This window comes from Streptomyces sp. NPDC012888 (assembly GCF_042900645.1).
In the GTDB taxonomy this organism is placed as follows: Bacteria; Actinomycetota; Actinomycetes; order Streptomycetales; family Streptomycetaceae; genus Streptomyces.
Genome location: NZ_JBIBBM010000010.1, coordinates 27,243 through 51,896, shown reverse-complemented (window position 1 = coordinate 51,896; position 24,654 = coordinate 27,243). Strand labels below are relative to the sequence as shown.

Below are 24,654 nucleotides of genomic sequence, written 5' to 3'. Positions count from 1 at the left end.
GGAGTTCTGGGGGAGGGGGTGTATGAGGCGAGGCGATGCACTGGTCATCGGTGTCGGCACGTTTCGTGCGGACGTGCCGGCGGGCGAGGAAGTGCCGGTCGGGGCAGCGGTGTGGCCTGCGCTGGAGTTCGTGCAGCCGCTGGTTCCACGGGTGCGTGATGCCCTCGCTGGACTCGGCTACCAGGTGCGGTGCCACGTCGACCCCGTCCGGGACGACCTGCCGCGCGCACTGGCACCAGCGGGTGGGGAAGCAGCGGACGCCCACAGGATCGTGCACGTCATCTCCCACGGGCGGGCGGACCCGGCCCGGATGCGGCTGGACCTGGTCCCCTCCGACGGGCTCATCGGCCGTGGCACCAACGTCGCGGAGTGGATCTCCGACAGCCACGCCGAGAAGCGCCTGTCCCTCTTCTTGGTCGACCTGTGCGGTTCCGGCGTGGCCGCCAGGCTGCCCAGCTCCGTATACGAGGCCGGGCAGCAGACCTACGCCTGGGTGATCAGTGCCTCCGACGGCAGCGAGGAGGCCTACGACGGCCGCTTCAGCGCCGCCGTCGCGGATGTCCTCGACGACCTCGCGCGGACGGGACTCGGCAGCGATCCGTCACAGGAGTACGTCGACTTCCACCTGGTGGCGCGACACATCGGCATGCGACTGGAAGCCGCCGGAGGCCGGCTCCAGACCGTACGCGCCACACTGATGGACCCCAGCGCTCCCCGCCCCGTACTACCCTTCTTCCCCAATCCCGCGCACCCCGCCTTCGCCGCCGACCCCGTCCGCGCCCGGCGGACCGTCCTGGACCCGCCAGTACGCGAGTTCCTGGAGGAAGTCGACCCGGTCGACGCCCGCCACTTCACCGACAAGCCCGGCCGCCACTTCACCGGCCGCCGCAGCCAGCTCCGTCTGCTCGCACCCTGGTTGGACGATCCTGGCGCCACCCGTCTGTGCGTGGTCACCGGCAGCCCCGGCACCGGCAAGTCCGCTCTCCTCGGCGCACTGATGTGCGCGGCCCACGTCCAGCTCGCCGAGCAGGCGGCTCACATCCGCGAACGGCTGGCCAGCCAGTACCGGCCCGCTTTCCACGAGCGGCTGGCAGCCGTCCAGGCCCGCCAGCGCACGCTCGACGCCGTGCTGTACGCTCTGGCACGCCAACTGCACCTGACGAAGCCCGAAGAGGAGTGGACCAGCGAGTCGTTCGCAGACGCCCTGAAGGGCTTTCCGGACCCGCCGGTGCTCGTGGTCGACGCTCTGGACGAGGCCGCCAACCCCGGCCAGGTCACCGAGAGCCTCATCCTCCCCCTCAGCCGTGCTTGCCGCGCAGACGGCCGCCCGCTGTGCCGACTACTGCTCGGGATGCGCCCGTGGGAGGAGTTCCACCAGATCAGGAGCAACGCTGCGGCCACCGGCCTGCTCATCGACCTCGACCGCGTCCCCGCTGACGAACTCGAAGAGGACCTGGCCGCGTACCTGGACGACGCGCTATCCCACATCGACGGCTACCGGTACGGGCCGCACCGGCCCGTCCGCGAACACCTCGCGCGAACCGCTGCCACCCGCCTCGCCCGCACCGGCCAGCAGGGCGAGAAATGGGGGGAGTTCCTGGTCGCCTCCGTCTTCACCAGCTACCTCGCCTCCACTCCCGCAGCCGCAGACGTTCCGGCCGCCCAGCGTCTGGGCGGCGGCGTGCCCGTCACCCTGCCCGAGGTGCTCGAACTCGACCTCGCAGCGCGCTCCACCCCTGCCGCCGCACGCTCGCTCCTGGTCGCGATCGCGCACGCCAAGGGCAACGGCATGCCGGCCGAACTCGCCTTCCCCCTGGCGCACGCCCTGCATCCCGCTGCTGATACGGGTACGTTCCCGCGGATCCTCGACGAGTCCACGTTCTACCTGCGCACCCATGTCGACACCGACGGCACGACCCTGTACCGCCCCTTCCACCAAGGGCTCGCCGACCACCTTCGCGCCCACCCCTACCGGCCTGCAGACCAACGCGACGCCGAGGCCGACGGCTACATGCCCGCGGCCATCCTCGTCCTGGACACACTGCTTGCCTCACGCACGACCGCGAACGGGATCGCCTGGGCCAATGCGGCCCCCTACCTGCTCCGCCACGCGATCCAGCACGCGGCCGACACCGACGACACCGATGCCCTGATCACCGATGCCGAGTTCCTCGTGCACGCAGACCCGTACACCCTCACTCCGGCTCTCCACACCGGCGGCTATTTCCGGGAGGGCCAGGCGGCAGCAGCCGTCTATCGAGCCTCCCTCCACCACCACCGCAGCGCCCACCCGGAAATCCGCCGATCGTACCTGGCCACCGACGCCGCCCGGCACCGCGCCACCCGCCTCCACCACCGCCTCACCCAGCCGTTGCCCCCGGAGAGCTGGCGGCCTCGCTGGGCCACGGCCAGCGCACTCAGCACGCGCCTCTACAACACGCTCAACAGCCACTCCGGCGGAATGTCAGCAGTGGCGTGCACCACGCTCGAAGGCAGGGCCGTCGTCGTCACCGGAGGTGACGACGGTGTGGTCCGGGTCTGGGACCTCAGCTCGGGCCGACCGGTCGGACGCCCCCTTACCGGGCACACCAGCGCCGTCTCGGGGGTGGCCGCAGTCACCGTCGGGCGGCGCACCGTGGCCGTCAGCGGCGACAACGACGGTACGGTCCTGGTGTGGGACCTCGGCTCGGGCCGGCTGATCGGCCAGCAGCGCTCCCAGCGCCCTGGAGCCGTGTCCGTCGCGGCGTGCCGCACTGCGGAAAGCCGGGCCCTCGCCGTCACCGGCAGCCGGTTCAACGGGGCGCTGCGCGTGTGGGACCTCAGCTCGGAGCAACCAGTCGGCGAGCGCTTCACCAAGCAGCCGGATGCGGTACTCACCGTTGACTGCACCATGGATGGTGACCGCCCCGTAGCCGTCACCGTTGACACCTTCGGCCGCGCGGTGAAGGTGTGGGACCTCGTCACCGGCCAACTCATCAGTGAGGCCCCGGGTGCCTACGGGGGAACAGTGTCGGCGCTGGCATGCGGCTGGCTGCGCGACCGGATCGTGGCCGTCACCGGCAGTTCCGCGGACCCCTTGGTGCGGCTGTGGGACCTGAAGACCGGCCAGACCATCGGCACTCCCCTCGCCGGCCATACCAGCCCCGTGTCCGCGGTGGCCCACACCCACCTGGACGGACGCGCGCTCGCCGTCACCGGCAGCCAGGACGGCACGGTACGGGCATGGGATCTCGCAACGGCCCAACCCATCGGCGAGCCCCTGATCGGCCACAGCCGGAGAGTGGACTCGGTGGCGTTGACCGCTCTTGAGGGCAGGACCGTCGCCGTCACCGGCAGCAGTCTCGACCCCACCGTACGGGTCTGGGACATCAGAGCCCGCCGGACCGACAGCCGACCGCTCACCGGCCACACGCGAGCGGTTACGGGCGTGGCATGCGCTAGGGTGCGGGACCGGCCTACTGCGGTCACAGGCAGCGACGACGGCACGGTCCGCCTCTGGGACCTCACCTCCGGGGAACCCGCCGGTGCTCCCCTCACGGGACACACCCGAGGCGTGTCCGCAGTCGTTTGCATCACCCACCGCGACCGGCCGCTTGCCGTCACCGGCAGCAGCCTGGACCCCGTGGTGCGGGTCTGGGACCTCAGCTCGGGGGAGCTGATCGGCGAGCCCCGGACCACCCACACCATGGGAGTGTCGGCGCTGGCCTGCACCAGTCTCCACGGCCGGCCCGTCGCCGTCACCGGCAGCGTGTACGACGATGGGGTCCTGGTATGGGACCTGGCGTCCGGCAGGCCGGTCACCGGACCCCTGACCGGTCACGCCGGCGGCGTGTCAGCGGTCGCATGCACCACCCTCGAAGGCCGGCCCATCGCCGTCACCGGCAGCAGCACCTACGAAATTCCGCTACGCATCTGGGACCTCGCCACGGGCCGACCGGCAGGCAGGCTACCCACCGCCATGTCCAGAGGCGTGTCCGCGCTGGCGTGCGCCACCGTCGGCGGGCGGCCCATCGCCGTGTCCGGCAGCTTCGGCGGCTCAGTCCAGGCGTGGGACCTGGCTACCGGCGAGGAGGCCGAGTGCTTCACCAGCAGGCACGGCGGAGCGGTATCCGCCGTGGCGTGCACCACCCTCGCCGGCCGGACCGTCGCCGTGACCGGCAGCAGCTTCGACCGGACGCTGCACATGTGGGACCTACTCGGCGGCGCCGCCGTCCCCGTGACCGTGGGCCTCGAAGTCACGGCTGCCGCCTTCGCACCGTAAGGCCCGCTCGTCCTGGGACTGGGCGCCGAAGTCATGGTGATGGAACAGAAAATGGAGGAGGACGGATGAGGATTCTGGGCGTTCACGGGGTGGGCAACTTCCGCCCCGCCCAGTCGCCAGACCAGGCGGCCGCAGAACTGGCCGGCATCTGGACCAAGGCACTGTCACGCGGCTCCCGCGGCGAGCTGCGCGAGCACGGCCGTGCTCAGGGCCACCGCACCGTGACGATCGCCTACTACGCAGACCTGATCCAGCGGCAGGGCAGCCAGGGGGCGAACGACCTGGACTCGCTCGACGACTACGAGCAGGCCCTGGTGGCCCAGTGGCTCGACGCCTGCGGGCTGCCCCAGGCGACCGCCGCCGGACGCCTCACCGCTCCCCTCCGTCAGGGCCTGGCCTGGCTGGCCAAGAGCCGCGGGCTCGGACAAGCTGCTACCGAATGGTTCGTCGCGCTCTGCTTCCGCGAGGTCGCCGCCTACCTCCGCGGCCCCGCGCGTCCCCAGGCCCGATCCCGCGTCGCCGACGCCCTCACCACCCACCGGCCGGACGTCGTCATCGCCCACTCACTCGGCTCCGTCGTGGCGTACGAGACGATGTGGGAGCACCCGGAACTGGAGGTCGAGCTCCTCATCACGCTCGGCTCGCCGCTCGCACTGCCGCACGCCGTCTTCCCCCGCCTGGAACCCGCCCCCATCGCAGAGTTGGGCAGGCGCCCGCCCAACGTGGCCCGCTGGATCAACCTCGCCGACCCAGGAGACCTCGTCGCCATCCCGCCCGGAGGCGTGAAACGTTGCTTCGAGGGCGTACAGGAGCCGAAGAACGAACCCATCCACGCCTTCGACTTCCACAAGGCGACCAACTACCTCGCAACCCCACAGCTGCGCACCCTGCTCGACACACTCGCGTAGCAACCCCGCACCATCCGCAGCACACCCTCAAGGAGCCGCTGACGAGAACGCGCCGCGTGCCGGCGTGCCGACCCGGCACACCGTGGATACGCCCACCGGTCCGGCAGCCCCACTCCCACATCCACCGGTCCGGGCCGCACATAACACCGCCCTCGCAGCGCAAAGGCCCCAGCCCCTCGGGGTAGGCGGGGATCCTGTTCACGCGGCCCGGCACGGGCCAAGGAGGGAGGCTGACGCTGCCCCGACGCCAGAGCGTGGAATCGCAGTCCCCAGACTCAACAGCCCGACGTTGGCGGCCACACGCCGCCGCAACCGCGAGGTCACGCTCCGCGAGAATGAAGCGTCCACGCCGTGCGGTCCTGGCCGGCCTTCTCCAGCACTCGGCCACGGGCTGCACGTGCCGCGCTAGTGTCGAGTGCGGCCGCGCCTTCGAGGTCGACTGCGGCACCGGAGAGCTCGCCCGCCTTCGCGCTTCCGGATACCCACAGTGCCCGTTCTCAACGGCCCTGGCGCGATGCGAGACGAGAGCCAGCACAGTCGAGTACGCGGTCGCCCGCCGTTCCTCCGTAGGGGTCGTGGAGCGGGTGCTCATACTCCGACCGTAGGGCCCGCTCAGGCCACCGGCCACGCAGGAACGTCCGCCTAGAGGCGGCTCGATCGGTTCCTGGGAGGATGGTTCTCATGCAGCCGCTGCCGATCCCTTGCCCCGCTGACCGGATCCCGGACGCGACCGGCACGGACGCCTTCAACGCCGCGTACCGGCGGGCCAAGCAGCAACGGGTCGTGTTCGTCGCCGTCGAGCGGCAGGGGCCGAGATGGACGGTTAAGCCCGACGCTCTGACCGCCCCGGAGCACGGCATCGACGCCGGCGTGTACGGGGTCGTCCGCGAGGCAGTCATCCACCTGATCCGCACCCGGCAGATCCGCCCGGACTCCTCCGCCGGTCCGGTGTACTTCGTGCTGCATGACGTGGACGGCGAAGACCGTGCTCGCGAGCTGGCCGCTGCCCTGCACGCCGCCCTCTACGGCGACATCGGCCCCTTGGCGAGCTGTCTGCGCAGTTCGCAGAGGGCATCGGGACTGCCGATGCGGACAAGTTCCTCCAGAAGGCGGTCGATCCGGGGATCGTCCCCGGCGCGGACCGCATCCACGAGGCCGGTGATGACCTCGCGTGCCACCGGCGGCAGCGGCTCCCCGGTCACCGCGGGGTGGCCGCCTCGTGCTCGGCGGGCGCGGGGTCCGGTGTGTCCTCGCGGTGCAGGAAGGCGCCCAGGAGGTCGCCGACGGGGTGGTCGGCCTCGGCGGGGTGGCGCAGGGCGACGGTGGGGTCGATGGTGTAGTGGTTGCGGCGGCCCACACGGGTGCGGGTCAGGTACCCGGCTCCCTCCAAGTCGGCGACGATGATCTGTACCGCCCGCTCGGTGATCCCGATCCCGGCCGCGACCTCGCGCAGCCGGACTTCGGGGTCGCGGGCGATCCACAGCAGCACCCGTGCGTGATTGGTCAGAAACGTCCAGTGGTCGCCGCGCGCCGTCGAGGTACCCATTGACCTCCATCATGCGAACCGCGCTTCGCATATCCGCCCCCGGTGTGAAGCTTATGAGCGAAAGGCGCGCACGCTCGCCGTACGGCCGAAACGCCCAAGGAGCACTGCTGGGACGGCGCCCGGCCGCACGGCGATCCCATGTATCGACGAGCTGTCCTGATCCGACGCGGATCTCTCGGGCACGCCCTAGCCTGATACGCAAGTGAGGCGTTCGTGGGGAGGCGTCATGACGATCGGTCGGATCGTGGCGGGCGGGGCGGGAGCTGTGGGTCTGGGGCTCGTCGGGATTGTGGTCCTGGTCGACCTCGATACCGGGGACCGGGTCGCGAGCGTGCTCGGCGCGCTGGTCACCCTCGGGCTCGCCGCGTACACCTTCCTGGCCCCGGCCGGCCTGGCGCGCCAGATCAGGGCAGGGCGTGGCGCGACCGTCATCGCCGGGACCGTGACCGGCAGCGCGCTCGGCACGGGCTCCACGGTCGCCGGAGCGCCCACCCAGCCCCGGCCGCCGCTCACCGAGCCCGACGCCGACGGCACTCCGCGGGCTGCGGGTGAGGATGTCCGGGCGGCCCGGGACGCCACGGTCGTCCTCGGCGATGTCCACGACAGCGCCCTCGGTGACGGCAGCGAGCGCCGGTGAGCCCCTGGTGGCGGAAGGACCGCGATGGTGTGACCGTCGGCGGTGACGCCCGTTACAGCGCCCTCGGCCCCTACAGCTCCGTCATCGTGCACCAGCCGCCCGCCCAGGGCGAGGCCGCCGTGCGCTGGCCGCTGGAGGTGGGCTCCGCGCCCGCTCTCGCCTCCGCCTTCCAGCCCCGCACCGCACTGCGGGAACAGATCGACGCCACACGGACCGGGAGCGGTACGGCGGTACTGACCCACGTCCTGACGGGCGGCGGCGGGGTCGGCAAGTCACAACTCGCCGCTTCCTACGCCGCCCAGGCCCTCGCCGAGGGAACGGACCTCGTCGTGTGGGCCCCGGCTACCGAGCCCCAGCAGGTCGTCGCCTGCTACGCCCAGGCCGCTCTGCGGGTCGGCGCCCCCGGCGTGAGGGGGGACGACCCGGAGGCCGACGCCGACGCCTTCCTGGCCTGGCTGGCCACCACCTCCCGGCGCTGGCTCGTCGTTCTGGACGACGTCACCGACCCGGCGGGCATCAAGCCCCTGTGGCCGGCGAGCCGTACCGGCAGTGGCAGGGTCCTCGCCACGACCCGCCTCCACGATGCCCGGCTGACCGGCGGCGGGCGGCGACGGATCGCCGTCGACGCGTATGACCCCGCAGAGGCCTCCGCCTACCTGAGGGCGCGCCTGGCCGAGGAGGCAGGGCTCGCGGACGGGGCCGTGGAGGAACTGGCGCAGAGGCTGGGACGTCTGCCGCTCGCGCTCGGCCACGCCGCCGCCTACATGATCAACCACGGCCTGCCCTGCACCACCTACCTGGCCCGGTTCACCGCTGCCCGGTCGCTCGCTGAGGTGCTGCCGCCGGATGCCGACGCCGAGGGTTACGGCCGGGCGGTCGCCACCACGCTCCTCCTCTCTCTGGACGCCGCCCAGGACGCCGACCCGGCGGGCCTCGCCGTACCCGTCCTCCGCCTGGCAGCCTTCCTCGACCCCGCAGGCCACCCCGGGGCCTTGTGGGCTACACCGGCCGTCCGCGCGTATCTGGGAGGCGCCGAGCCGGCGACCGTCCACACGACCTTGCGTGTGCTGCACCGTTACGCGCTCCTGACCTGTGGTGCGAACTGGGCCCGCGTCCACGCCCTCACCGCCCGCGCGGTCCGCGAGACGATCCCGGACGGGGAGCTGCGCGGCATCGCGGTAGTGGCGGCTGAGGCGCTGTTCGAGGTCTGGCCGCATCCGGAGGAACCGCACGGGGAATGGGCGGCCGTCCTGCGGGCCAATACGGGCGTCCTCGCGGCGACCGCCGGGCGCCACCTGTGGCTGCCGAAGGCGCACCCCGTCCTCTACCGCGCGGGCTCAAGCCTGGCGAACGCCGGACACCGGGAGGCAGCGCTGGACTACTGGGAGTGGATGGCCGCAGAAGCCGGCCAGACCTTCGGCGGTGAGCACGACGACACCCTGGCGGCCCGGGGCAACCTCGCCCTCGCCTACGGGGTCGTGGGCCGGACGCAGGAGGCGTGCCGGCTCGGCGGGCAGACCCTGCGCGACCTTGAGCGGCTGCACGGCCCGGAGGGCCGGTACGTCGTCATGACCCGCGCGCAGATGCTCGTCATCCTCGCCTCGGCCGGAAGGGTGCACGACGCAATCGAGATGGGACAGCGGGCCCTCACCGGTCGCATCCAAGAGTTCGGCCACGAACACCCGATGACCCTGAGCGTGCTCACCAACCTGATCGGGGCGTGCATGCAGGCCGGGGCAGCCGAGGAGGTCACCGCCCTCGCCGAGGAACATCTGGCGAACATCGCGGGACTGCTCGGCCCGATGCATCCGTACACCCTCTTCGCCCGGAACAACGTCGCCTACGCGTACGGGCGGACGGGACGGCTGGACGAGGCCGCCGCCCTGCTCGAAGCCCTGGTGGCCGACGCGGAACACGTGCTCGGTCCCGACCACCCGGACACCCGCGGATACCGGCAGTCGCTCGCGTACGCCAGGGACGAGAGCAGCCCCTGACCCGCCCGGCCCGGCCCAGAACGCCCCCAACCCGTACCGGTACGGCCGAGGTGCTGCTCATCGATGCCCAGGCCCCGCCCGACACGGGGGTAGCTTGCTGCCGCCTTCGTTCCGGTGGCCGCCCCAGGGAGCTCCGGGTCACTTTCCGAGACGCACCCACCAGCGCCACGGAACCATGGGGACCGCCGTCCCCCGTCTGCGGCGCTGGTGTGCCGCCGGCAGTCGAGGTGGGCCCGGCCGGGCGGATAGCTGGGCGGGGTGCGGCCCCCGTCGCGGCCCTGTTGGCCTGGGCCGCACCCCGCACAGCGAACGTACCTGGCTCACTGGTGGCCATGTCCGCCCCCGGCGGCTGTCGCCCCCACCCTGGCGCGCCCCTGCTGCTGGCCGTCTGCCGTGATGGTGCCCGCCCGGGCCCGGTCACCGTTGCACGAGAGGGGTGAAGATGCCCAAGCCAGCTACCCCCGCATGCTTGCAGTCATAGGCTGGCAGGGGCTGCAGTAGTCGTGCGGTGCGTGGAGGAGGGCTGTGGTGGTGAGCGGACACGATGACGGCGGCACCACCGCGCACGGCGACCCGGACGGTGCCCTGGAGCTGTATCTGCAGCTGCTCAATGCGCGCTTGGACCCCGACCGGTTTACCGCGGTCATCCGTGCGGCGCAAGACACCTGCCGCCTGCTGGCTGACGGGCACCCTGCCCTGCTGAGCACGCCGGGCGAGGCTCTCCCGGACGCCGTCCTGCACGGCGAGTACCTGAGCCTGCTGGCCGTGATGATCACCGGACGACTCGACCACCGAGTCGTCCAGCGCCCCCTGCCGGACGGACGCATGGGATTCGCCGTCCTCTGCTGCGACGATCCGCCGCCGTCCCTCACTCCGCCGGAAGGCGTCGGCTCCGAATACCACTCGCGTCGGCGTGCTGGCTGACTACGCCGGGTCCATTCGCGGTGTTGGTGATCAGGCCGCCGGTTGAGCCGATGCTGGCCCAGGCCGCGGAAGCCGTGCCGGGCCTGGCCGCGAGCCGGATGACCCGGAGCCTGGCCTCAGGCCGGGTCACGACTACGTGGAACTGGTCGGTGGCCGCCTGGATGGCACGCCGTTCGACGTGACGGGGTGGCCTCCGGAGGAGTTGGTGGACGGGGCGCTGCTGATGTCGGAGCACGGGTGGTGGGGCTGGAGGGACGCTCGGAGTACGTGCCGGCCGACCCCGGCAGGCCCGGTGACGTGGGCCGGTTCGTGTGGCGGGGTGACGCTTCCCTAGACGCAGTCGGCCCTCCGGCCCCCGGGCCGCGCCCGTTTAGGGTTGTCGGTCTGCGTACGGCGCGGGGTCGGCTGCTCGTCCTCACCGGCGGGCTGTTGCACCGCCACGGAGCCCGCACGGTGGGGCGGTACGGGTTTATCGCCTGTACGCAGCGTGCTGGGCGTGACTCGGGCGGGGGGTGGTGAGAGTGAGGGTGAGGGATAGAGCCAGGGTGGTGGAGCGGTCGTTGATGGTGGCCGCGGCCCGGCCGAGGCGGTGTCGGCGATCGGTTGCTGGTACGGCGACGGCGATGGAGGCGGTGTGACCGGGCAGTACCAGCGGGCTGGCTTCCCACGGAGGTACTTCGGTCGGTCGGTGCGCAGGGACGTTGGAACGTGCGCGGTGCCGGCGGTGCGGCGGGGCCTCGGGCTTCCGGCCACGTCACCCCGCCTGTCCGGCACCCTCGTCGGGCGACTGCCCACCTGGGCTTCGGCAGCACCCGGGGCTCCTCGCCGTCCGGAGCGCAACCATCGTCCCAGAGCAAGCAGCCACGCGTTCTCATGGCGCGGGGCCGGTGCAGGGGCCCCGCGGTGCGGCCCGGCTCCTGTCGCGCGCGGGATGCCGGGCCGTCTGTGTGCTTAGTCCTGGTCTCAGGGGCTGTCGACCGAGCCCGGGTCGATCAGTGCGCCGATGTTGGTGATGGCACCGTCCGGTGCAAGCGTCACGTTGACGATGACAGGCTGGATCGGGTGCGGCGGGACGATCGGGATGATCGGGTCCGGCGGATAGATGTTGTAGAAGGTGGGGCGGAAGGTCAGCGGGGTGATCGGGCCAGGCGGGAAGGCGACCACGTTGGTGTCACTGCCGACGAGACGGTAGAGGTTGCCGCTGACCTGGCCGATGCCGGTGGTACGCAGCAATGTGCTCGTCACGCGGGCAGTGCCCCCGCTATCCGGCTCGGTCTCGGTGACGACCCGAACGCGGATGCTGCCGGTGACGTCGATCGGCTCTGAGCCGAACGCCCGGAACGTGCCGCTGAGGGGCAGCACGACAGTCCGTCGGTGAATGTCCTGCGCCGCGGCGGGGGTCGTGGCCACAGACAGGGTCAGGCCCAGCATGGCCAGGACGAGGCAGACCTTCTTGGCGGCGCGCGCGAGATGACCGCGCATGGATGCTCCCATCGGTGAGGCGGGACCCCGTATCCACGTCCGCCCCGCAGACGGAAGTCCACCCTGTCCAGCCGACCGGACACATGTCGATTTGGACCGGCCCGGACGAGTGAGACTTCACGCGACCGGCCCTAAAGCCCGGACCAGTGGTCTGACGATGCATGGATCACCGCCCGTGTCGACGAGGCCCTTGATCCCCTGTGGACCAAGGTCCTCGACCTGGCCCACCACCTCGTTGAGCACCGGCACGTCACCGGCGAGGAACCCGCGCGGATAGCTGGTCTCGTCCGCTGAGTGGCCGGGCACCGCAACGCGCCGCTGACGCCGGAGGGGCGCCGCCTCGGCAGTGGGCCGCCTCGTGAGGCCAGCCTGCTGGTTTACCTCGGCGGTGACCCCAAGTTCCCCTGACGTCCACCCGGACCAAGTGGCGGCCCTCGCGCGCCGCCGGGACCTGCCGTTCCTCCTCGAAAGGCACGTGCCCCTCGGCCCGGCCCAGGCCGCCCGCCGCACCGCCGAGCCGACTTCGACCACGTCGTACGCCTCGGCTGGGTCGCCCCGATCGGCTCAGTAGAGATCGACTACAAGCGCCACGGCAGCGTCACCCGCCGCTGTACTGCGGGGTTGAAGCGTAGGGGTGCCGGGCTGCCAGTCGTTGAAGCATGTCCCCACCCGGCACTGAACGGGTGGGCGGATTTTGCCAGCGGGTAGGTGAAAGGTCGTGGCATCCGGGTGAATCCTGCTCGGGCTGTGCACGCAGCTGCGTTCACGCGGCGTGACACTCACCGGCGGGGCCGTTGATCATCACCGTGCGGTGAGTCTGCCCGGCCCGGCCGTAGTTCTTGTGGGCTGGTAGACAGTCCCGAGCCGGAGGTAGACCGCTGTGGCGGGGTATGGAAATCCGACCGGAGACGTCGGCTGGGCGCGGAGCTGCGCCGGCTCCGGCAGGCCAGTGGCCTGACCAGCATGGAGGTGGCCGGGCGTCTGTTGATCTCCCAGCCCAAGATCAGCCACTTGGAGAACGGCCGTCGAGCCATCAAGGCTCGTGATGTGCGGGACCTGTGCGGCCTCTACGGAGTTACAGACCCGCAGGTCGTCGACTCGTTGATGCGGATGGCCACGGAATCGGACCGGCAGGGGTGGTGGGTGGCCTGCGGCGAAGTTCCCTACGCCGTCTACATCGGCCTGGAGGCGGCAGCCTCCTCGATCCACTCCTACGAGCCCCTGGTGATCCCCGGCCTGTTGCAAACACCGGCCTACGCCCGGGCCGTCATCGAGGAAACGATCCCTCTGGCCACCGCGCAACAGATCGCCGTGCGCCATGAGGTCCGGCTGCGCCGCCAGGCCCGGGCCCACCACCCGGCCCGGCCGTTCCGCTTATGGGCCGTGCTCGACGAGTCCGCACTGCGCCGTATGGTCGGCGGTCCCACGGTCATGCGCGAACAGCTGGAGTACCTCAACCACCTCGGCATGCAGCCGCACATCACCGTGCAGGTCCTGCCGCACGAGGCGGGTGCCCACCCGGGCGTCTCGGGACAGTTCTCCATCCTCCGCTTCCCGGACAGCGAGGCGGGGACGGTCTATCTGGAGCGGTTCACCAATGACCTCTACCTGGAGAAACGATCCGACGTACAGCACTACAGCGTCATGTACGACCACCTCCAGGCCAAGGCACTGAACCCGGAGAACAGCCGCCGCTTCATCGCCCACGCCGCCCAGGAGCTGCTGACTGCGACATCGCTGCCCTGCCGGAGGTGATTGTTGTACCGGCCGCGGGCCGGCCGAGGAGGGAACAGCCGCTCGCAGGAACCCGGCAGGGCCGTGGGCTGCGTGACGGCCGCACGCGGCGATGCGGCCGATGACCTCTTTGCTCCAGGGGCAGGCTCCGCCGCGCCGACGCCTCCCCGGGACCGCGCGAGAACCCGCCCGCCCGCCCGCCCGCCGCGGCGCCGGCGGCGGCGCGGCGGCGGCCCGGCGTGGGAGGGCCGGGTCCGGGCCGCCCGCAGCAGCAGCTGCTCCTGGTAGAGCGGGGCAGTCACCGCGACGAGCAGCGCGCGGGCTCGGCCGGGCCCTTGGAGTTCGCCCCGTCCGGCGGCGCGCGTGAGACCACCGCGCAGCGTGCGCGGCGGTCCTCCCAGAAACAGGCCAAGGCGCCGGCCGCCTCGGAGCTGAAGGTTTACGACCGGCAATTGCCCACCCGCTGACCAGCCGACCACCGGAGGGGCCGTAGCGACCCGCGTCGCGGCGGAGGTGCAGTGCTTTAGCCGGGCGGTAGTGCGGAGCAGCGGAAGGTGGCCGGACCTGGCGTTCGGGTGGCCGATTCCCCTGCGGGACCGCGTTTCTGCTTCTCCCCGCTCGGGCGGGCCGAGATGATCGAGCCTAACGGTCGTGCGGCACGGTGCCGCGCCGCCGGATCATTGACGAGGAGACCGACATGACCACCGGCACGGTGAAGTGGTTCAGCGCGGAGAAGGGCTTCGGCTTCGTCGAGCAGGACGGCGGCGGCCCCGACCTGTTCGTGCACTATTCGGCGATCGCCGGCCACGGCTACAGGGAACTGCATGAAGGGCAGAAGATCCGTTTCGAGATCACGCAGGGACAGAAGGGGCCGCAGGCCGAGAACGTGACGCCCGCCTGAACACCGAGTTCAGTGACTGATCAGGCGGCCGGCACAGCGCGGCCCAGGGGCAGGCTGCCTCCTGAGCGGCGCCCAGCCACTGGCCTACCGCCGTATGCCGGGCTTCGCCGCAGGCGAGATGCGGCCTGACGGGTCGGCAACCGGGTCAGCATTGGGCCGACCGGATGATGTGACCCGCCAGCCGTCGACCCGGGCGCGGCGGCCTTGTCGTTGCAGCCTTGAGAGGTGCAGGAACAGGGGCTCCGGCTCGCTGCTGTCCTTAGCCGGCCGACGTCTTGACGGCTGGCTTCTACGCGGTCGTGAGCCTTCTTCGGCTTCGCCGCCGATCCCCAACGCGCCATGAGCCCGAGCCTCGGCGAACCGCGGGGGATCCGTCAGGGGAGTCGTTTCCAGGCCTGGCAGCCGGAGGTCTGGAACGCCTTGTCGGTCGCGAGGATGGTGATGGTGGCCGGGCCCTTGCCGAAGCCGTTGGCGAGGATCTCGCTGATCTCGCCCGTGGTGCCTTTGAGACGGGCCCAGTAGCAGCCGGCCAGTCCGCCCGCGGGGCCCGTGCTGCGGTAAGTGCCGGGCTGGACCTCCAAGCCAACCAGCAACGTGCCGTCGCCGGGAAACTCCTGCGCGCTCCCCCTCGCGGTCCCGGACTTCTCGGTGAGTGTGCGCGCCGGCGCCGCCGAGGAGGGGATGGGGGCGGGCGGCAAAATCTGCGGAGTCGACGCCATCGAGGCCGGGGAGGCGGGCGGCTGCGAGCCACCGGTGTCCTTGCCGCCTCCGGAGCCCACAATGCCGATCAGCACCCCCGCGAGGAGCCCGCCGAGAACCGCAAGACCGTGCGTCAGCACTGCCCGACGGCCACCCCTGGGGGCAGAGGACGGCGTCGCCGGCTGACCCCACTGCGGCCCCCGCGGCGGCCCCGTCGGGATACTGCGATCCGACATATGCCCAGAATGCGGCCGCAAGCGAACGCCCGCACCCCGGCATGCCCGTCGTCGCCGGCGTCGCAAAACGGGCGGCCGCCGAACGTCGACAAGACCGGCCCCAAGGAGCAGCCCGAGGTCAATGCGGCGCCTGTTGCACCTTCCATCCGCTGGCACCTGCACTTCGGTGCCGGGGTGCTGGCCGGCCTGATGTCTGGGGAGGAGTGGCCGCGCCTGACTGGGTAGATGGTCGGGCTGCCGGCGTCGAGCGGAGCATGTCCTGCCAGCTCGGCCACGTCGCCGTTGTCGACCGTCAGACGGTGATGAGAGCCCCCGCCTCGATGCCGAGAGCCGCCCGACGAAGTCGGGGCCGTCTTCACCAACGAAGAACTCGCCCGCCTGGTCAAGGACTCCAGCGTGGCCGGCCTCCTCAGCCCCGAGGACAGCGACGGCCTTCAGGACGTACTCGCGCCCGGCAAGCAACCTGTGGGGAAGTCATGATCCCCCGCGAGGAAAACGACGAAGGCCCCCGGGGGTCACGACGCCCCGGGGCCTCCCCTTCGCTGACCTCCCCGCTCAACGACGAGCCGGGCAACCTGTCACGCCCAGTCCACCCCCAGCTGCGCGAGGACAGCGAGCTGGTCGGCGGTGAGCTTCTCGCGCCTGCTCTTGGGGTTCCAGACCCACACACCCAGCTTCACCATCACCGGCTCCGCCTAGTACTCCAGTGTGACTTCGTGATCTATCCGGTTCTGTCGCTGGCGAGTCGCCGACGGCCAGGGAGATCCCGAGGCCGTCGCCGGGCTCGTCCGTGCCGGGCACGCCGGCGGTGTCCTGGTGGAGCCAGGCGATGCGGGTGGACGGGCTGCTCGTCGAGCCGTGCGTCACCTGGACGTGGCCAGCACCGTTGCGTGCCACCGGGTCGGCGGCCACGATGTCGTCGAAGCCGTCGCCGTCGATCTCACCCACGGCCCGCGCGTCGCCGAGGGCGACGATCCTGGCGGCGTTCGGGCGCACTCGCGGTCGTGGCGCTGCTCGGGGCCTGGCCGCATCCGGAGGAACCGCACCGGGAGCTGCGGGGCACTCCCCACTGGTGCAGGTGCGGTATTCCGAAGGTGCGGTATTCCTCTTGAAGGACTGAACGTCTACGACGTCGCCGACCGACTGCGCTCGCTGCGCTCCCCTTCCTGATCGGGGCACCGGCCGGCAGCGGACTACGGGTTCGCCGGATGCTCGGCCACACAAGGCGTGCAGCGCTGGAGAGCGATGCCAGGCTCGGCCTGAGCGCGGCAGCAGCCCGCCCCCCACCCGCCACCGACGCAGGGTGCGTTCGCCTCACGCTGAGTCTGGGATGACGGCGGGGGTTCGGCCCGAGCCCCGGACAGCACTGGGGGGTGGCCCAACCCGGGCCGCCCACCGCTCACCCTCGCAGCCCGCCCTTTTGCCGCTCGGACGGCTGGCACACGGCCACGGCGGTGGCCGCGCATGTCATGTGACGGCTGCCGGCTTGAACCGGCAGCGACGTCACAGGGCCACAAACGTAGGGGACCACGAAGCTGGCGCTCCCGAGGGTAAGCAGCCTTCAGGCATTGACGGCGGTGTCTGCGGGTGCCTGCGAGGGGATGTCAGTGGCTGTCTCCGCAGTGGCTGCGCGGCCTCGCTGCTTGATGAATGTCGATGGGGCGGGCGGGTCGCGGCCCGTGCGCAGTCCCTGGTCGCCGAGCGGCGGAAACTGTCGCAGATCCTCTTGAGCCGCAGGTCAGCCGTTCGAGGCCACTGCAAAGGCTGAACGGGGGATTCTGCGTGGATCGGGTGCGGCGATGTAGAGCGGGCTCCGCTCGCTCTACATCATTTCCGGCAACGTGCTCGCCAACCGCTCGGGAGAACCGATGAAGCTAGCCAGCATGAGAATCGGCACCACGTGCGCCGTCGTCACAGTAGTCGCCCTCTTGAGTGGTACTGCCGCTCACGCAGACGGAGACGGTGGGCTGCTCGGGCTTGGACTCCTCAATACCCCCTCGATCACCTTGGCCTGTTTTCCGGCAGGGCAAGTGGGCCAGGGGAACTCCTTCACAGGCAGCCAGAACGTCAACTGCAGCCAGTCCTCGTCTGGTGTCCCCGGGTCCGGGACCGACGGTGCGGGCATCACCGGGCGTGAAGTGGTGTCGGGTTCCGCCACCGTCGCGCCGGGACAGGAGGGCTTTGCTCGTGCGGTCTGTCCGGAGGGAAAGGACGCCACGGGTGGCGGTTACAGCTTCACTAGCAACACAACGTGGCTCAACCAACGGGCGTATCCGATTGAGCTGGGTAGCGGAGCCACTGGCTGGGACGCATTCGCCACCAACGCCGGTACGGAAGAAGGTGTCCTCGGCGTACATGCCGTGTGTGTCACTTCGGCCCAGTGAGCTTTTTCAGAGTGGCTACTGATCGGGTGACTCGGGTCGAGTCAGGATGAGGACCGCAACACACAGGGCTCCCGTGCCGTTGAGGGAGGTGTTCGAAGTCTCAACCCATGGGCACAGGAGCCCTGTTGGTTCCCCATCCTGCCGCACTCGACCTGCCTCATACTCTGGTCGAGTGGGTATCCATGCTCATCGTCACCCGTGAGGGTGACCGCCACTGCAAGCTGCCGCCTCACCAGCGTGCCCTCGTCGGCCTGGTCTACCTCCGCCGGCACGACAACTCGCACAGATCGCCGCAGGCTTCGGCATATCCGTCGGCACCGCCCACGCCTACGTGAAGGCCGTCGTCCAGCACCTGTCCGGCTGGGCACCGGGCCTCCTGCGGGTCCTGCGCGAGACCGACCCGGACTACGTCCTGCTCGACGGGACACTCGCCGAGTGCGACCGCGTCGGCGACAGCCGGGCCGACTTCTCCCAGAAGCACCGCCGTCACGGCGTGAACGTGCAGGTCGTGGCCGACCCCACGGGCAACCTGCTGTGGATCTCACCCGCGCTGCCCGGCCGCACCCACGACCTGACCGCGGCTCGAAGTAGAAGTGTGGGCTTACCCGGCGGGTGAAGCGCAGTTCCAGCTCGCCGGGGGCGCCGGCTGTGCTGACCAGCGTGACGGTGCACATCTCCGTCGGGCAGCGACACCAGCAGTCCGCCACCTTCAATGGCAGCCCCCACTCGGGGGCGGTCAGCAGCCGGACGAAGATGTCATGGCGCACGGTGGGTGCCGCCGGCCGGGTCCTGCCCGTCAGCTTCGGGAACCCCTCCGGATGAGGCTTCTCCTCCACCGGCATCTCGACGCACAAAACCCGACGCTCCGGCGCTCCCTTGGAGGGCTCGTCCCAGCTCGATGCCGCGGTGAAGGTGTTCGGTGCGACCAGCGCCCGGTGGCCGCCGTCTCGTCCGTCCTGGTAGGCGGGGGGCACCTGATTCGCCCACACGCTGAAGTAGTCCTTCGCCCCCGTGCCCTTGTCCTCGTAGACCCACTTCAGGTCCGCCATGTGAGTGAGGTCCTCCCGCACACACATCACTGCCGTCAGCGCGGGCTTGTCGTAGGTGTTCTCCGACATGACACAGCCCATTGCCACGTAGCCGCCGGGCGGGACCGGACGCCAGCACGCACCGTGGTGCTTGCCGCCGCTGCCCACGTCCTTCCACAGGAGGGCGTAGTCCTCGGGATGCGCCAGGGGCGGCTTCTTGCCCTCACTCGCCTTGGCCGGGCCGCCCTTCACGCACAGCGAGACGACGTGTTCCTTGACCTTGGTGTTGGGGGTCTTGGGGTTCAGATTCTCCGATCCCCACGCCGGCAGCGCGACCGACCCGAGCGCGTGGAAGCCCTCAGGGGGCTTGGGGTGCCAGAAGCTCACCCAGTACTTGCCGCCCGTGCTCTCGTCGTCCCAGCACCAGCTGTACTGGTCGGTGAAGGCAAGCTCCAGCTCGCCGAATACCATTGACTTGGTCAAGGTTGCTCCCTTGTGGCGGATTCATCCGCGTTGACGGAATTCCTTGATCCAATTCGGCCATGCGCCTTCCCCGCACAGGAACCGCCTTCACTCCACCGGCGGAGCGCACCATCAAGCGCTCAGGAGCATGTCCACGGCGCACGCCCGGACAGGGCAGCAGTTGCGTCCTGCCAGGCGCCCCGCACGGGCTCCGGAGCCGAAACGCCCAAAGGACCCTTCTCGCGTGGAACAGGGAAGGCGTCAGGCCCTGATCACGGAGCTCCTGCGGCCCAGCCCACGCCGACCTCGGCGAGCGCACGGAGTTGGCCGGGCTGGCGGTGCTGTCATGCTCCTGTGCGAGGTCACCGCTGCCAGCGGCATTGCCTGTGCGAGGTACTGGGGTGCTGGCAGCGAGCCGATGGCCGAGTTGCGGCGGGCCGGCCGCAGAGTCTGCGCCGCCTGCAGGCTATCGCTCTTGCCCTGGTGCGCTTCACTGGCCGCCACCCCCTGCGGTGGTGTTCCTGGACTGAGGGCGGTGGGTTAGCAGGCGCTGACCGCTCCGCCGCTGGTGCCCACGGGGCGCAGGCCGCGGAGCGGCTGCCCCGGGCCGCCTGCGCTGCCGTCGGGGGTGTCCTTTGGGCGTGCTTGCCCCGGTGTGGTCGGGCCGGCATGCGCCATCTCCCGGTTGAGCCGCTTGGACGGAGGGTCCGGCTTACCTTCGGGCTGTCATCGGCAGACAGCCTGCGCACAGTGATCGCAAGCAGATCGGGGGTGGCGTGGGAGTCGAACTGCGGGTGTACATCGGTTCCGGCACCGGCCCGCTGCGGATGATCCGCTGCACCGGCGACATCGATCACGACTCTGCCGGCCGGCTTGAAGAAGCCGGCCGGCAGGCGCTCACGCAGCCAGGCGGCGAGTTCCTGGTCATCGACGTGGCGGGAGTGACGTTCATGGACTCCGCCGGACTGAACTGCCTGCGCCGGCTCGCCCCCGTTTCCCTCGCCGACCCCCTACCTCACCGAATCGCGCGGCTCCTGCAGCTCACCGGCGCCGATCAAGTCTTCCCCATGACAGATGAGGCCGGCGAAGGCCGAGAGGCCTGACCGAACCGACGTGTGAGGGAGGAGGTGCTTCCTCGCCGTGGCTGATTCGTAAGACGGACGGTCCCGGGGACTCCAGATACCTAGGGTCGCCGCGAACCCCGCTGACGGGCCCGGCCCCGCCCCTGCCTACCGGGGGGTGACGTGTGTCGCTCAGTCTCCGGCCTCCGAGTGGACGGCTTGGACGAGTGTGTCGAGTACCTCGACGGCGCTGCCGTCGTGATCACTGCCGGCGGTCCCGCTGCCGCTCTGGACGTTGGCAGTGCGGTCGACTTCAAGGACCGAGTCGGCGTGGGAGTTGTCGATGACAGTGATCAGGCTCTCGCTCGCAGCCGCGGGAACCGCGCAGCCGCCGAGGATGGCCACCGTGAGGAGCGCGCCGGCTCGCACCCGTGCGCTGGTCACACGTGCACGCTCACGCTCTCCCGGGCAGCGGGGAGGGTGCGGCGGCGAGTGATGTTCTTCGCCACCAGCCGGGTGGACTCGGCCACGCCGATCTCCTCTCCGTCTTCGGCGGCGGGCAGGCGTCCATCAGCGAGCCGGAGCTCGGCCAGGGCGGTGTCCATGGCCTTGTGCGCGGCGAACAGACACGGCGTGCTGTAGATCGCGACGTCCACGCCGAGGTCGGTCAATTCGCCCAGGGGCAGGCGAGGCGACTTGCCGCCGGCGATCTGGTTGAACAGCAGCGGCTTACCGCGGACCACGTTCCGGATCCGCTCGATCCACTCCACGCTGCGCACGCCATCGACAAGGATGACGTCGGCGTCCGTCGCGGCCAGGGCCTCGGCGCGGCGCAGGATGTCGTCCTCCTCCGTGGCGTCGGTGCGGGCGACGACGACCAGGTCGCGACGCGTGGCCAGCACCATCTCCAGCTTCTCCAGGTACTCCGCCGGCGGCAGCACCTGCTTGCCGTCTGCGTGCCCGCAGCGCCGTGGGCGCTTCTGGTCCTCCAGGATGACGCCCGAGGCGCCCATGCGCTCCAGGCCTTCCACGACGTGGCAGGCCACCTCGGGGTCGACGTAGCCGTCGTCGATGTCGACCAGGAGGTGGTGGCGGGGGAACGCGCCGCGCAGCCGTTGGACGAGGGCCACCATGTCGGGCCAGGCGATGAACCCGATGTCGGGAAGCCCGTAGTACGAGGCCGCGAAGCCGAAGCCGGAGACGAATATCCCGTCGTAGTGCTGGGCCGCCACGGACGCCGAGTACATGTCGTACACGCCGATCAACGGTGTCGTTCCCGGCTTCGCGATCGCTTCCCGCAGCGTGTTTCCGTAACTCATGGTCAGACCCTTCCCAATGCACGCGGACATGGAGGAATCGCTGCGACACGGCAGCGCTTTACCGAATCCAGATCATTTCCTGACCATTCCTAGGGGAATGGTTCCTGCGCGGGCGCCCTCACGCCAACGGCGTATCCCGTTCACCGCAGAAACGTCACTCGGCTCCCGCCCGCTGCTGATCAAGCAGGGCATACGCAGCCCCGCCGCCCCCCGAGGGCGAGGTCCGCGCATTGCGGCATGTGAGTGTGACGGATCGATACCTCGCTCCCTCACACGTGTGACGGGGCCGGTTACGGGGCTCCGGCCGGTGCGTACCTCAGGCACGCTTGCGATGTCCGGCCGTCTGCTCGGACCGCACGGCAGCGCGCTCCTCACGCACTGAGGAAAGACCGCCGTCCGTCCACGCCGAGACGTGCCCAGGACCCCCCTTGCTGGCCGGCACGGCGGGCTTCGCCCTGCCCTGCCACAACCAACAGAAAGGCAACGCACCCGTGAAGCACGCACCCACTGGCTTCCTGACCCGGCTCCTGACCGTCGTGAGCGCCCTGCTCGCCACGGCGACCGCAACCACCCCCACGGCGAGTGCCGACGTGGTCTGGAGCAACAACCCCTACCGCATCGTCAACACCGCCACCAGCGGCAACCTCGTGCCCTGGGGCCTTGGCCAGAACCACGCCGACAACATCCTCATCTACGCCTGGAACCTGTCCTCCGCGGGCAACTCCTGGCGCCTGGTACCGGTCGAGGGCGACTACTACCTGCTCCGCAACACCGTCACCAACAAGTGCATCAAGGCCGGCAGCCCCTACGACGGCGTCGAGACCTACGTCTCGCAGCACTCCTGCTCCAACGCCTACGAGTTCCAGTGGCGCCTGAACGCCGGGTACGCCGACCCGACCCAGTTCCAGATCGTCTCCCGCTCCACCAGCCAGGCCATGCGCCCGGAGAACAACCTGCCCAACCAGGCCGTCATCCTCGACACCCCCAGCGCCTCGCCCCTGAACACCTGGTCGCTCAACCCCGCCTGACCCAGGCCCACCGCCGCGCCTCTTTGGCAGACGGCGCTCGGAGGGTGACTCCCGGCAGGACTAGTGCCGGGAGTCACCAGCTCACCACGCTACCTACCCCGCCCTCCCCAGAAGGGCAGCCGAGCCGTAACGGTTCTCTAGGTACACGCGTGCGGATCGCCGGGACGAACAGCAGGACGTGCAGCACGACGGGCGCGGCCGTGTCGAGGTCGTGGTGTCGGAGGGTGGCCAGGGCGGTGGTGGTCAGCCGGACTCCGGCCGCGCTGTAAAGCTTGCCCAAGGGTGATCGAGCCGCTGTGTGGGCTCATGCCTCGGGGTCCAGGCCGAGCTCGGCGCAGTAGGCCAGCACTTGGGTGGTGAAGGGTTCGTTTCCGGCGGCGGTGTCCACGTCCGCCAGGGCCAGGCCGGTCCTGGTCAGGACGGGCCGGGTTGCGGTGACGGGGACGGGGCCTTCGGCCACGGGGGTGCCCGCGCTGACAGCGGTGGCCTGGAGGCGGGCGGGCGGGGTGCGGCCCCCGTCGCGGCCCTGATGGCCTGGCCGCATCCCATACAGCGAGCGTACGCGGCTCACCGGCAACCCGGTCCGGCTCCGTGCCTGACACCCCCTCGCCCGGAACGACCCTGCCGCCGACAGTTGTCTGCCGTGGCGTCCCGGTGCCGGTCACCGCTGCGCTGTGCAGGGTAAGCGGGGAACTTGTCGTGCGGTGCGTGCCGGAATGGCGACTGTGGTGAGCGGACAAGCCGGCGGCCAACCGTCTCGACGACGGGGCGTTCGCGCTCGCGGCCGTGAGTCCGAAAGGGCCACGGGCTCGCAGGGGTGGCGGCACTCGCGTCAGGATCAGGGAGAACCGGTGTGCGCGCCCCGGTGCGCAGGCGCATGGTGGAGTCCATGCCTGCCAGCCGGCACCGAGGCGCTCGCAAGGCGGTGCCGGCTGCGGGGACTGGCGCTGTCGGCGCCGTGGTGGGTCCTCGGTTGTGTGTCAGCGTTCTGCGTCTGGGTGCACGCCCCCGGCCACTTGCTCGGCGATCTCCTCGAGTGCCTTGTTCACCTTCTCTGCGTCTTGGCCGTTCGCTTGCATCAAGGATTGGAAGGCGGTAGCCGCTGCCCCCTGCCACTGAACGGAATCCACTGCCTTAGCCAGTTGTCCGAGCTGCTGCATGAGGTTCTCGTCGGCGTCTGCCTGGCTGGCAATGGTGGAGCGCGGGGAGAGACTGTCCGCGTTGGCGGGTACCGCGGTCAACGCGAGGGCGCCGAGGGTGAGCGCTGCGGAGGTCAGTAGGTTTCGTGTGGTCATCATGTAGTGATCAACGAGTGCAGCCGCGCGCAGACACGCTGAATCAGGCGCCCTTAAAAGCAACGCTAGCGGCTACGGCCCCAGGTCAGCGGCTGATTCGGCAGCCTGACGCTGTGGTCGGTCACTCGGCGGGCGCCGCGGGGCCAGGCAGCGTGGGCGTAGGGCTCGGCTTCGGCGAGCGCGGTGGGGCTGTCGTCGTCAATGCATCGCGCAGCCGCGGCGGCGACGCCGGGTTTGGGAACCGCGCTGCCTGTCTGGAGGGTGGCGAAGTCGGCGTGCGCCTGCTATCCGGCCGAGGTACCGGCCTGCCGGCCGGTATACAACGATCGGCCGCTGCGCGCCTTGTACCTGCCCGACGAGGACTTCCTGGACGCGCGGCGATGGCTCGCGGCCCTGGACACCGCGCTCGCCGCACTGCCGAACGTGACCATCGCGCCACCGGGCGATCTGACCGCCACTCCTGCCGGCGCCTACACCCTGGCATCCTCCGCGGGCGAGGCCTTCCAAGCGCCCACCGCGGTGATCGCCGCCGGCGCCTGGTCGACGGACCTCGTCCACCGCATCGAACCGGACCTACCCGTCCTGCCGGTGGTCATCGTCGAGGGCACCTCCGTGACCGTCTCAGCGCCGGCGGGGGTTTAGGTGGTGGTGATGTGGGTGAGGGCGGTCTGGAGCCGGCGGATGGCGTCTTCGGCGTCCTGGTATTGCTGTGGGGTGGGCTGGGTGGCGCCGAAGGTCGGGCCGGGTCCGGTCGG

The 24,654-nt window shown here is 70.6% G+C and carries 20 protein-coding genes and 2 pseudogenes; 11 read left to right on the top strand and 11 right to left on the bottom strand.

Annotated features, from left to right (window positions below; all coding sequences use genetic code 11):
- The first annotated feature begins 22 nt into the window (after positions 1–22).
- Together ACFY61_RS18895 and ACFY61_RS18890 are read left to right on the top strand one after the other, a co-directional pair.
- A complete protein-coding gene (locus tag ACFY61_RS18895) occupies positions 23–4,261 on the top strand; it encodes an AAA family ATPase (RefSeq protein ID WP_389473334.1) in 4,239 nt (1,412 codons plus the stop codon).
- 65 nt (positions 4,262–4,326) lie between these two features.
- On the top strand, positions 4,327–5,169 hold the full coding sequence (locus ACFY61_RS18890; RefSeq protein ID WP_389473332.1) for a serine peptidase: 843 nt from the start codon (positions 4,327–4,329) through the stop codon (positions 5,167–5,169).
- A gap of 1,022 nt (positions 5,170–6,191) precedes the next feature.
- Here ACFY61_RS18890 and ACFY61_RS18885 read toward each other — a convergent pair.
- Together ACFY61_RS18885 and ACFY61_RS18880 are read right to left on the bottom strand one after the other, a co-directional pair.
- Complete coding sequence (locus ACFY61_RS18885; RefSeq protein ID WP_389473330.1) at positions 6,192–6,347, bottom strand: hypothetical protein; 156 nt, start codon at positions 6,345–6,347, stop codon at positions 6,192–6,194.
- 20 nt (positions 6,348–6,367) lie between these two features.
- Complete coding sequence (locus ACFY61_RS18880; RefSeq protein ID WP_389473328.1) at positions 6,368–6,715, bottom strand: helix-turn-helix transcriptional regulator; 348 nt, start codon at positions 6,713–6,715, stop codon at positions 6,368–6,370.
- A gap of 226 nt (positions 6,716–6,941) precedes the next feature.
- Between ACFY61_RS18880 and ACFY61_RS18875 the strand changes: the two genes are divergently transcribed.
- From ACFY61_RS18875 to ACFY61_RS18865, 3 genes are all read left to right on the top strand, one after another.
- Complete coding sequence (locus ACFY61_RS18875; protein WP_389473326.1) at positions 6,942–7,352, top strand: hypothetical protein; 411 nt, start codon at positions 6,942–6,944, stop codon at positions 7,350–7,352.
- Between the two features lie 29 nt (positions 7,353–7,381).
- Entirely contained in the window at positions 7,382–9,346 is a 1,965-nt protein-coding gene (locus ACFY61_RS18870) for a tetratricopeptide repeat protein (protein ID WP_389473324.1), read from the top strand.
- A gap of 531 nt (positions 9,347–9,877) precedes the next feature.
- Positions 9,878–10,270 (top strand): hypothetical protein, encoded by a 393-nt coding sequence (locus ACFY61_RS18865; protein WP_389473322.1) that lies wholly within the window; start codon positions 9,878–9,880, stop codon positions 10,268–10,270.
- Positions 10,271–11,233: 963 nt separating this feature from the next.
- On the opposite strand, the gene ACFY61_RS18860 is transcribed toward ACFY61_RS18865, so the two are convergent.
- Together ACFY61_RS18860 and ACFY61_RS18855 are read right to left on the bottom strand one after the other, a co-directional pair.
- Positions 11,234–11,752, bottom strand: a complete 519-nt coding sequence (locus tag ACFY61_RS18860; RefSeq protein ID WP_389473320.1) for a hypothetical protein — start codon at positions 11,750–11,752, stop codon at positions 11,234–11,236.
- Positions 11,753–11,869: 117 nt separating this feature from the next.
- Complete coding sequence (locus tag ACFY61_RS18855; RefSeq protein ID WP_389473318.1) at positions 11,870–12,058, bottom strand: hypothetical protein; 189 nt, start codon at positions 12,056–12,058, stop codon at positions 11,870–11,872.
- A 609-nt stretch (positions 12,059–12,667) separates the two neighbouring features.
- On the opposite strand from ACFY61_RS18855, the gene ACFY61_RS18850 reads away from it, so the two are divergent.
- Together ACFY61_RS18850 and ACFY61_RS18845 are read left to right on the top strand one after the other, a co-directional pair.
- Positions 12,668–13,507: a helix-turn-helix domain-containing protein gene (locus ACFY61_RS18850; RefSeq protein ID WP_389473654.1), complete on the top strand. Its 840-nt coding sequence runs from the start codon at positions 12,668–12,670 to the stop codon at positions 13,505–13,507.
- A 676-nt stretch (positions 13,508–14,183) separates the two neighbouring features.
- Positions 14,184–14,387, top strand: a complete 204-nt coding sequence (locus ACFY61_RS18845; RefSeq protein ID WP_389473317.1) for a cold-shock protein — start codon at positions 14,184–14,186, stop codon at positions 14,385–14,387.
- A 374-nt stretch (positions 14,388–14,761) separates the two neighbouring features.
- Here the strand turns inward: ACFY61_RS18845 and ACFY61_RS18840 are convergent, their stop codons facing one another.
- Positions 14,762–15,226: a hypothetical protein gene (locus tag ACFY61_RS18840; protein ID WP_389473315.1), complete on the bottom strand. Its 465-nt coding sequence runs from the start codon at positions 15,224–15,226 to the stop codon at positions 14,762–14,764.
- 2,605 nt (positions 15,227–17,831) lie between these two features.
- Here ACFY61_RS18840 and ACFY61_RS18835 point away from each other — a divergent pair.
- Positions 17,832–18,304 (top strand): annotated as a pseudogene (locus ACFY61_RS18835) (transposase family protein); the annotation flags it as partial.
- A 388-nt stretch (positions 18,305–18,692) separates the two neighbouring features.
- On the opposite strand, the pseudogene ACFY61_RS18830 reads toward ACFY61_RS18835, so the two are convergent.
- Positions 18,693–19,205: pseudogene (locus tag ACFY61_RS18830) on the bottom strand (Vps62-related protein); the annotation flags it as partial.
- Positions 19,206–19,972: 767 nt separating this feature from the next.
- On the opposite strand from ACFY61_RS18830, the gene ACFY61_RS18825 reads away from it, so the two are divergent.
- Positions 19,973–20,299: an STAS domain-containing protein gene (locus ACFY61_RS18825; RefSeq protein ID WP_389473313.1), complete on the top strand. Its 327-nt coding sequence runs from the start codon at positions 19,973–19,975 to the stop codon at positions 20,297–20,299.
- A 150-nt stretch (positions 20,300–20,449) separates the two neighbouring features.
- Here the strand turns inward: ACFY61_RS18825 and ACFY61_RS18820 are convergent, their stop codons facing one another.
- Together ACFY61_RS18820 and ACFY61_RS18815 are read right to left on the bottom strand one after the other, a co-directional pair.
- The gene (locus ACFY61_RS18820; protein ID WP_389473311.1) at positions 20,450–20,701 is read right to left on the bottom strand and encodes a hypothetical protein; all 252 of its coding nucleotides are present in this window, start codon (positions 20,699–20,701) and stop codon (positions 20,450–20,452) included.
- The gene (locus ACFY61_RS18815) at positions 20,698–21,576 is read right to left on the bottom strand and encodes an oxaloacetate decarboxylase (protein ID WP_389473310.1); all 879 of its coding nucleotides are present in this window, start codon (positions 21,574–21,576) and stop codon (positions 20,698–20,700) included. The genes ACFY61_RS18820 and ACFY61_RS18815 overlap by 4 nt, the downstream gene beginning before the upstream one ends.
- 491 nt (positions 21,577–22,067) lie before the next feature.
- Here ACFY61_RS18815 and ACFY61_RS18810 point away from each other — a divergent pair, with 491 nt between their 5' ends.
- Positions 22,068–22,604: an RICIN domain-containing protein gene (locus ACFY61_RS18810; RefSeq protein WP_389473309.1), complete on the top strand. Its 537-nt coding sequence runs from the start codon at positions 22,068–22,070 to the stop codon at positions 22,602–22,604.
- A 73-nt stretch (positions 22,605–22,677) separates the two neighbouring features.
- Here the strand turns inward: ACFY61_RS18810 and ACFY61_RS18805 are convergent, their stop codons facing one another.
- From ACFY61_RS18805 to ACFY61_RS18795, 3 genes are all read right to left on the bottom strand, one after another.
- The gene (locus tag ACFY61_RS18805) at positions 22,678–22,884 is read right to left on the bottom strand and encodes a hypothetical protein (protein ID WP_389473308.1); all 207 of its coding nucleotides are present in this window, start codon (positions 22,882–22,884) and stop codon (positions 22,678–22,680) included.
- Between the two features lie 24 nt (positions 22,885–22,908).
- Entirely contained in the window at positions 22,909–23,148 is a 240-nt protein-coding gene (locus ACFY61_RS18800) for a hypothetical protein (RefSeq protein ID WP_389473306.1), read from the bottom strand.
- A gap of 436 nt (positions 23,149–23,584) precedes the next feature.
- Complete coding sequence (locus ACFY61_RS18795; protein WP_389473304.1) at positions 23,585–23,902, bottom strand: WXG100 family type VII secretion target; 318 nt, start codon at positions 23,900–23,902, stop codon at positions 23,585–23,587.
- A 339-nt stretch (positions 23,903–24,241) separates the two neighbouring features.
- On the opposite strand from ACFY61_RS18795, the gene ACFY61_RS18790 reads away from it, so the two are divergent.
- Entirely contained in the window at positions 24,242–24,541 is a 300-nt protein-coding gene (locus ACFY61_RS18790; protein WP_389473302.1) for a hypothetical protein, read from the top strand.
- Positions 24,542–24,654 lie beyond the last annotated feature (113 nt).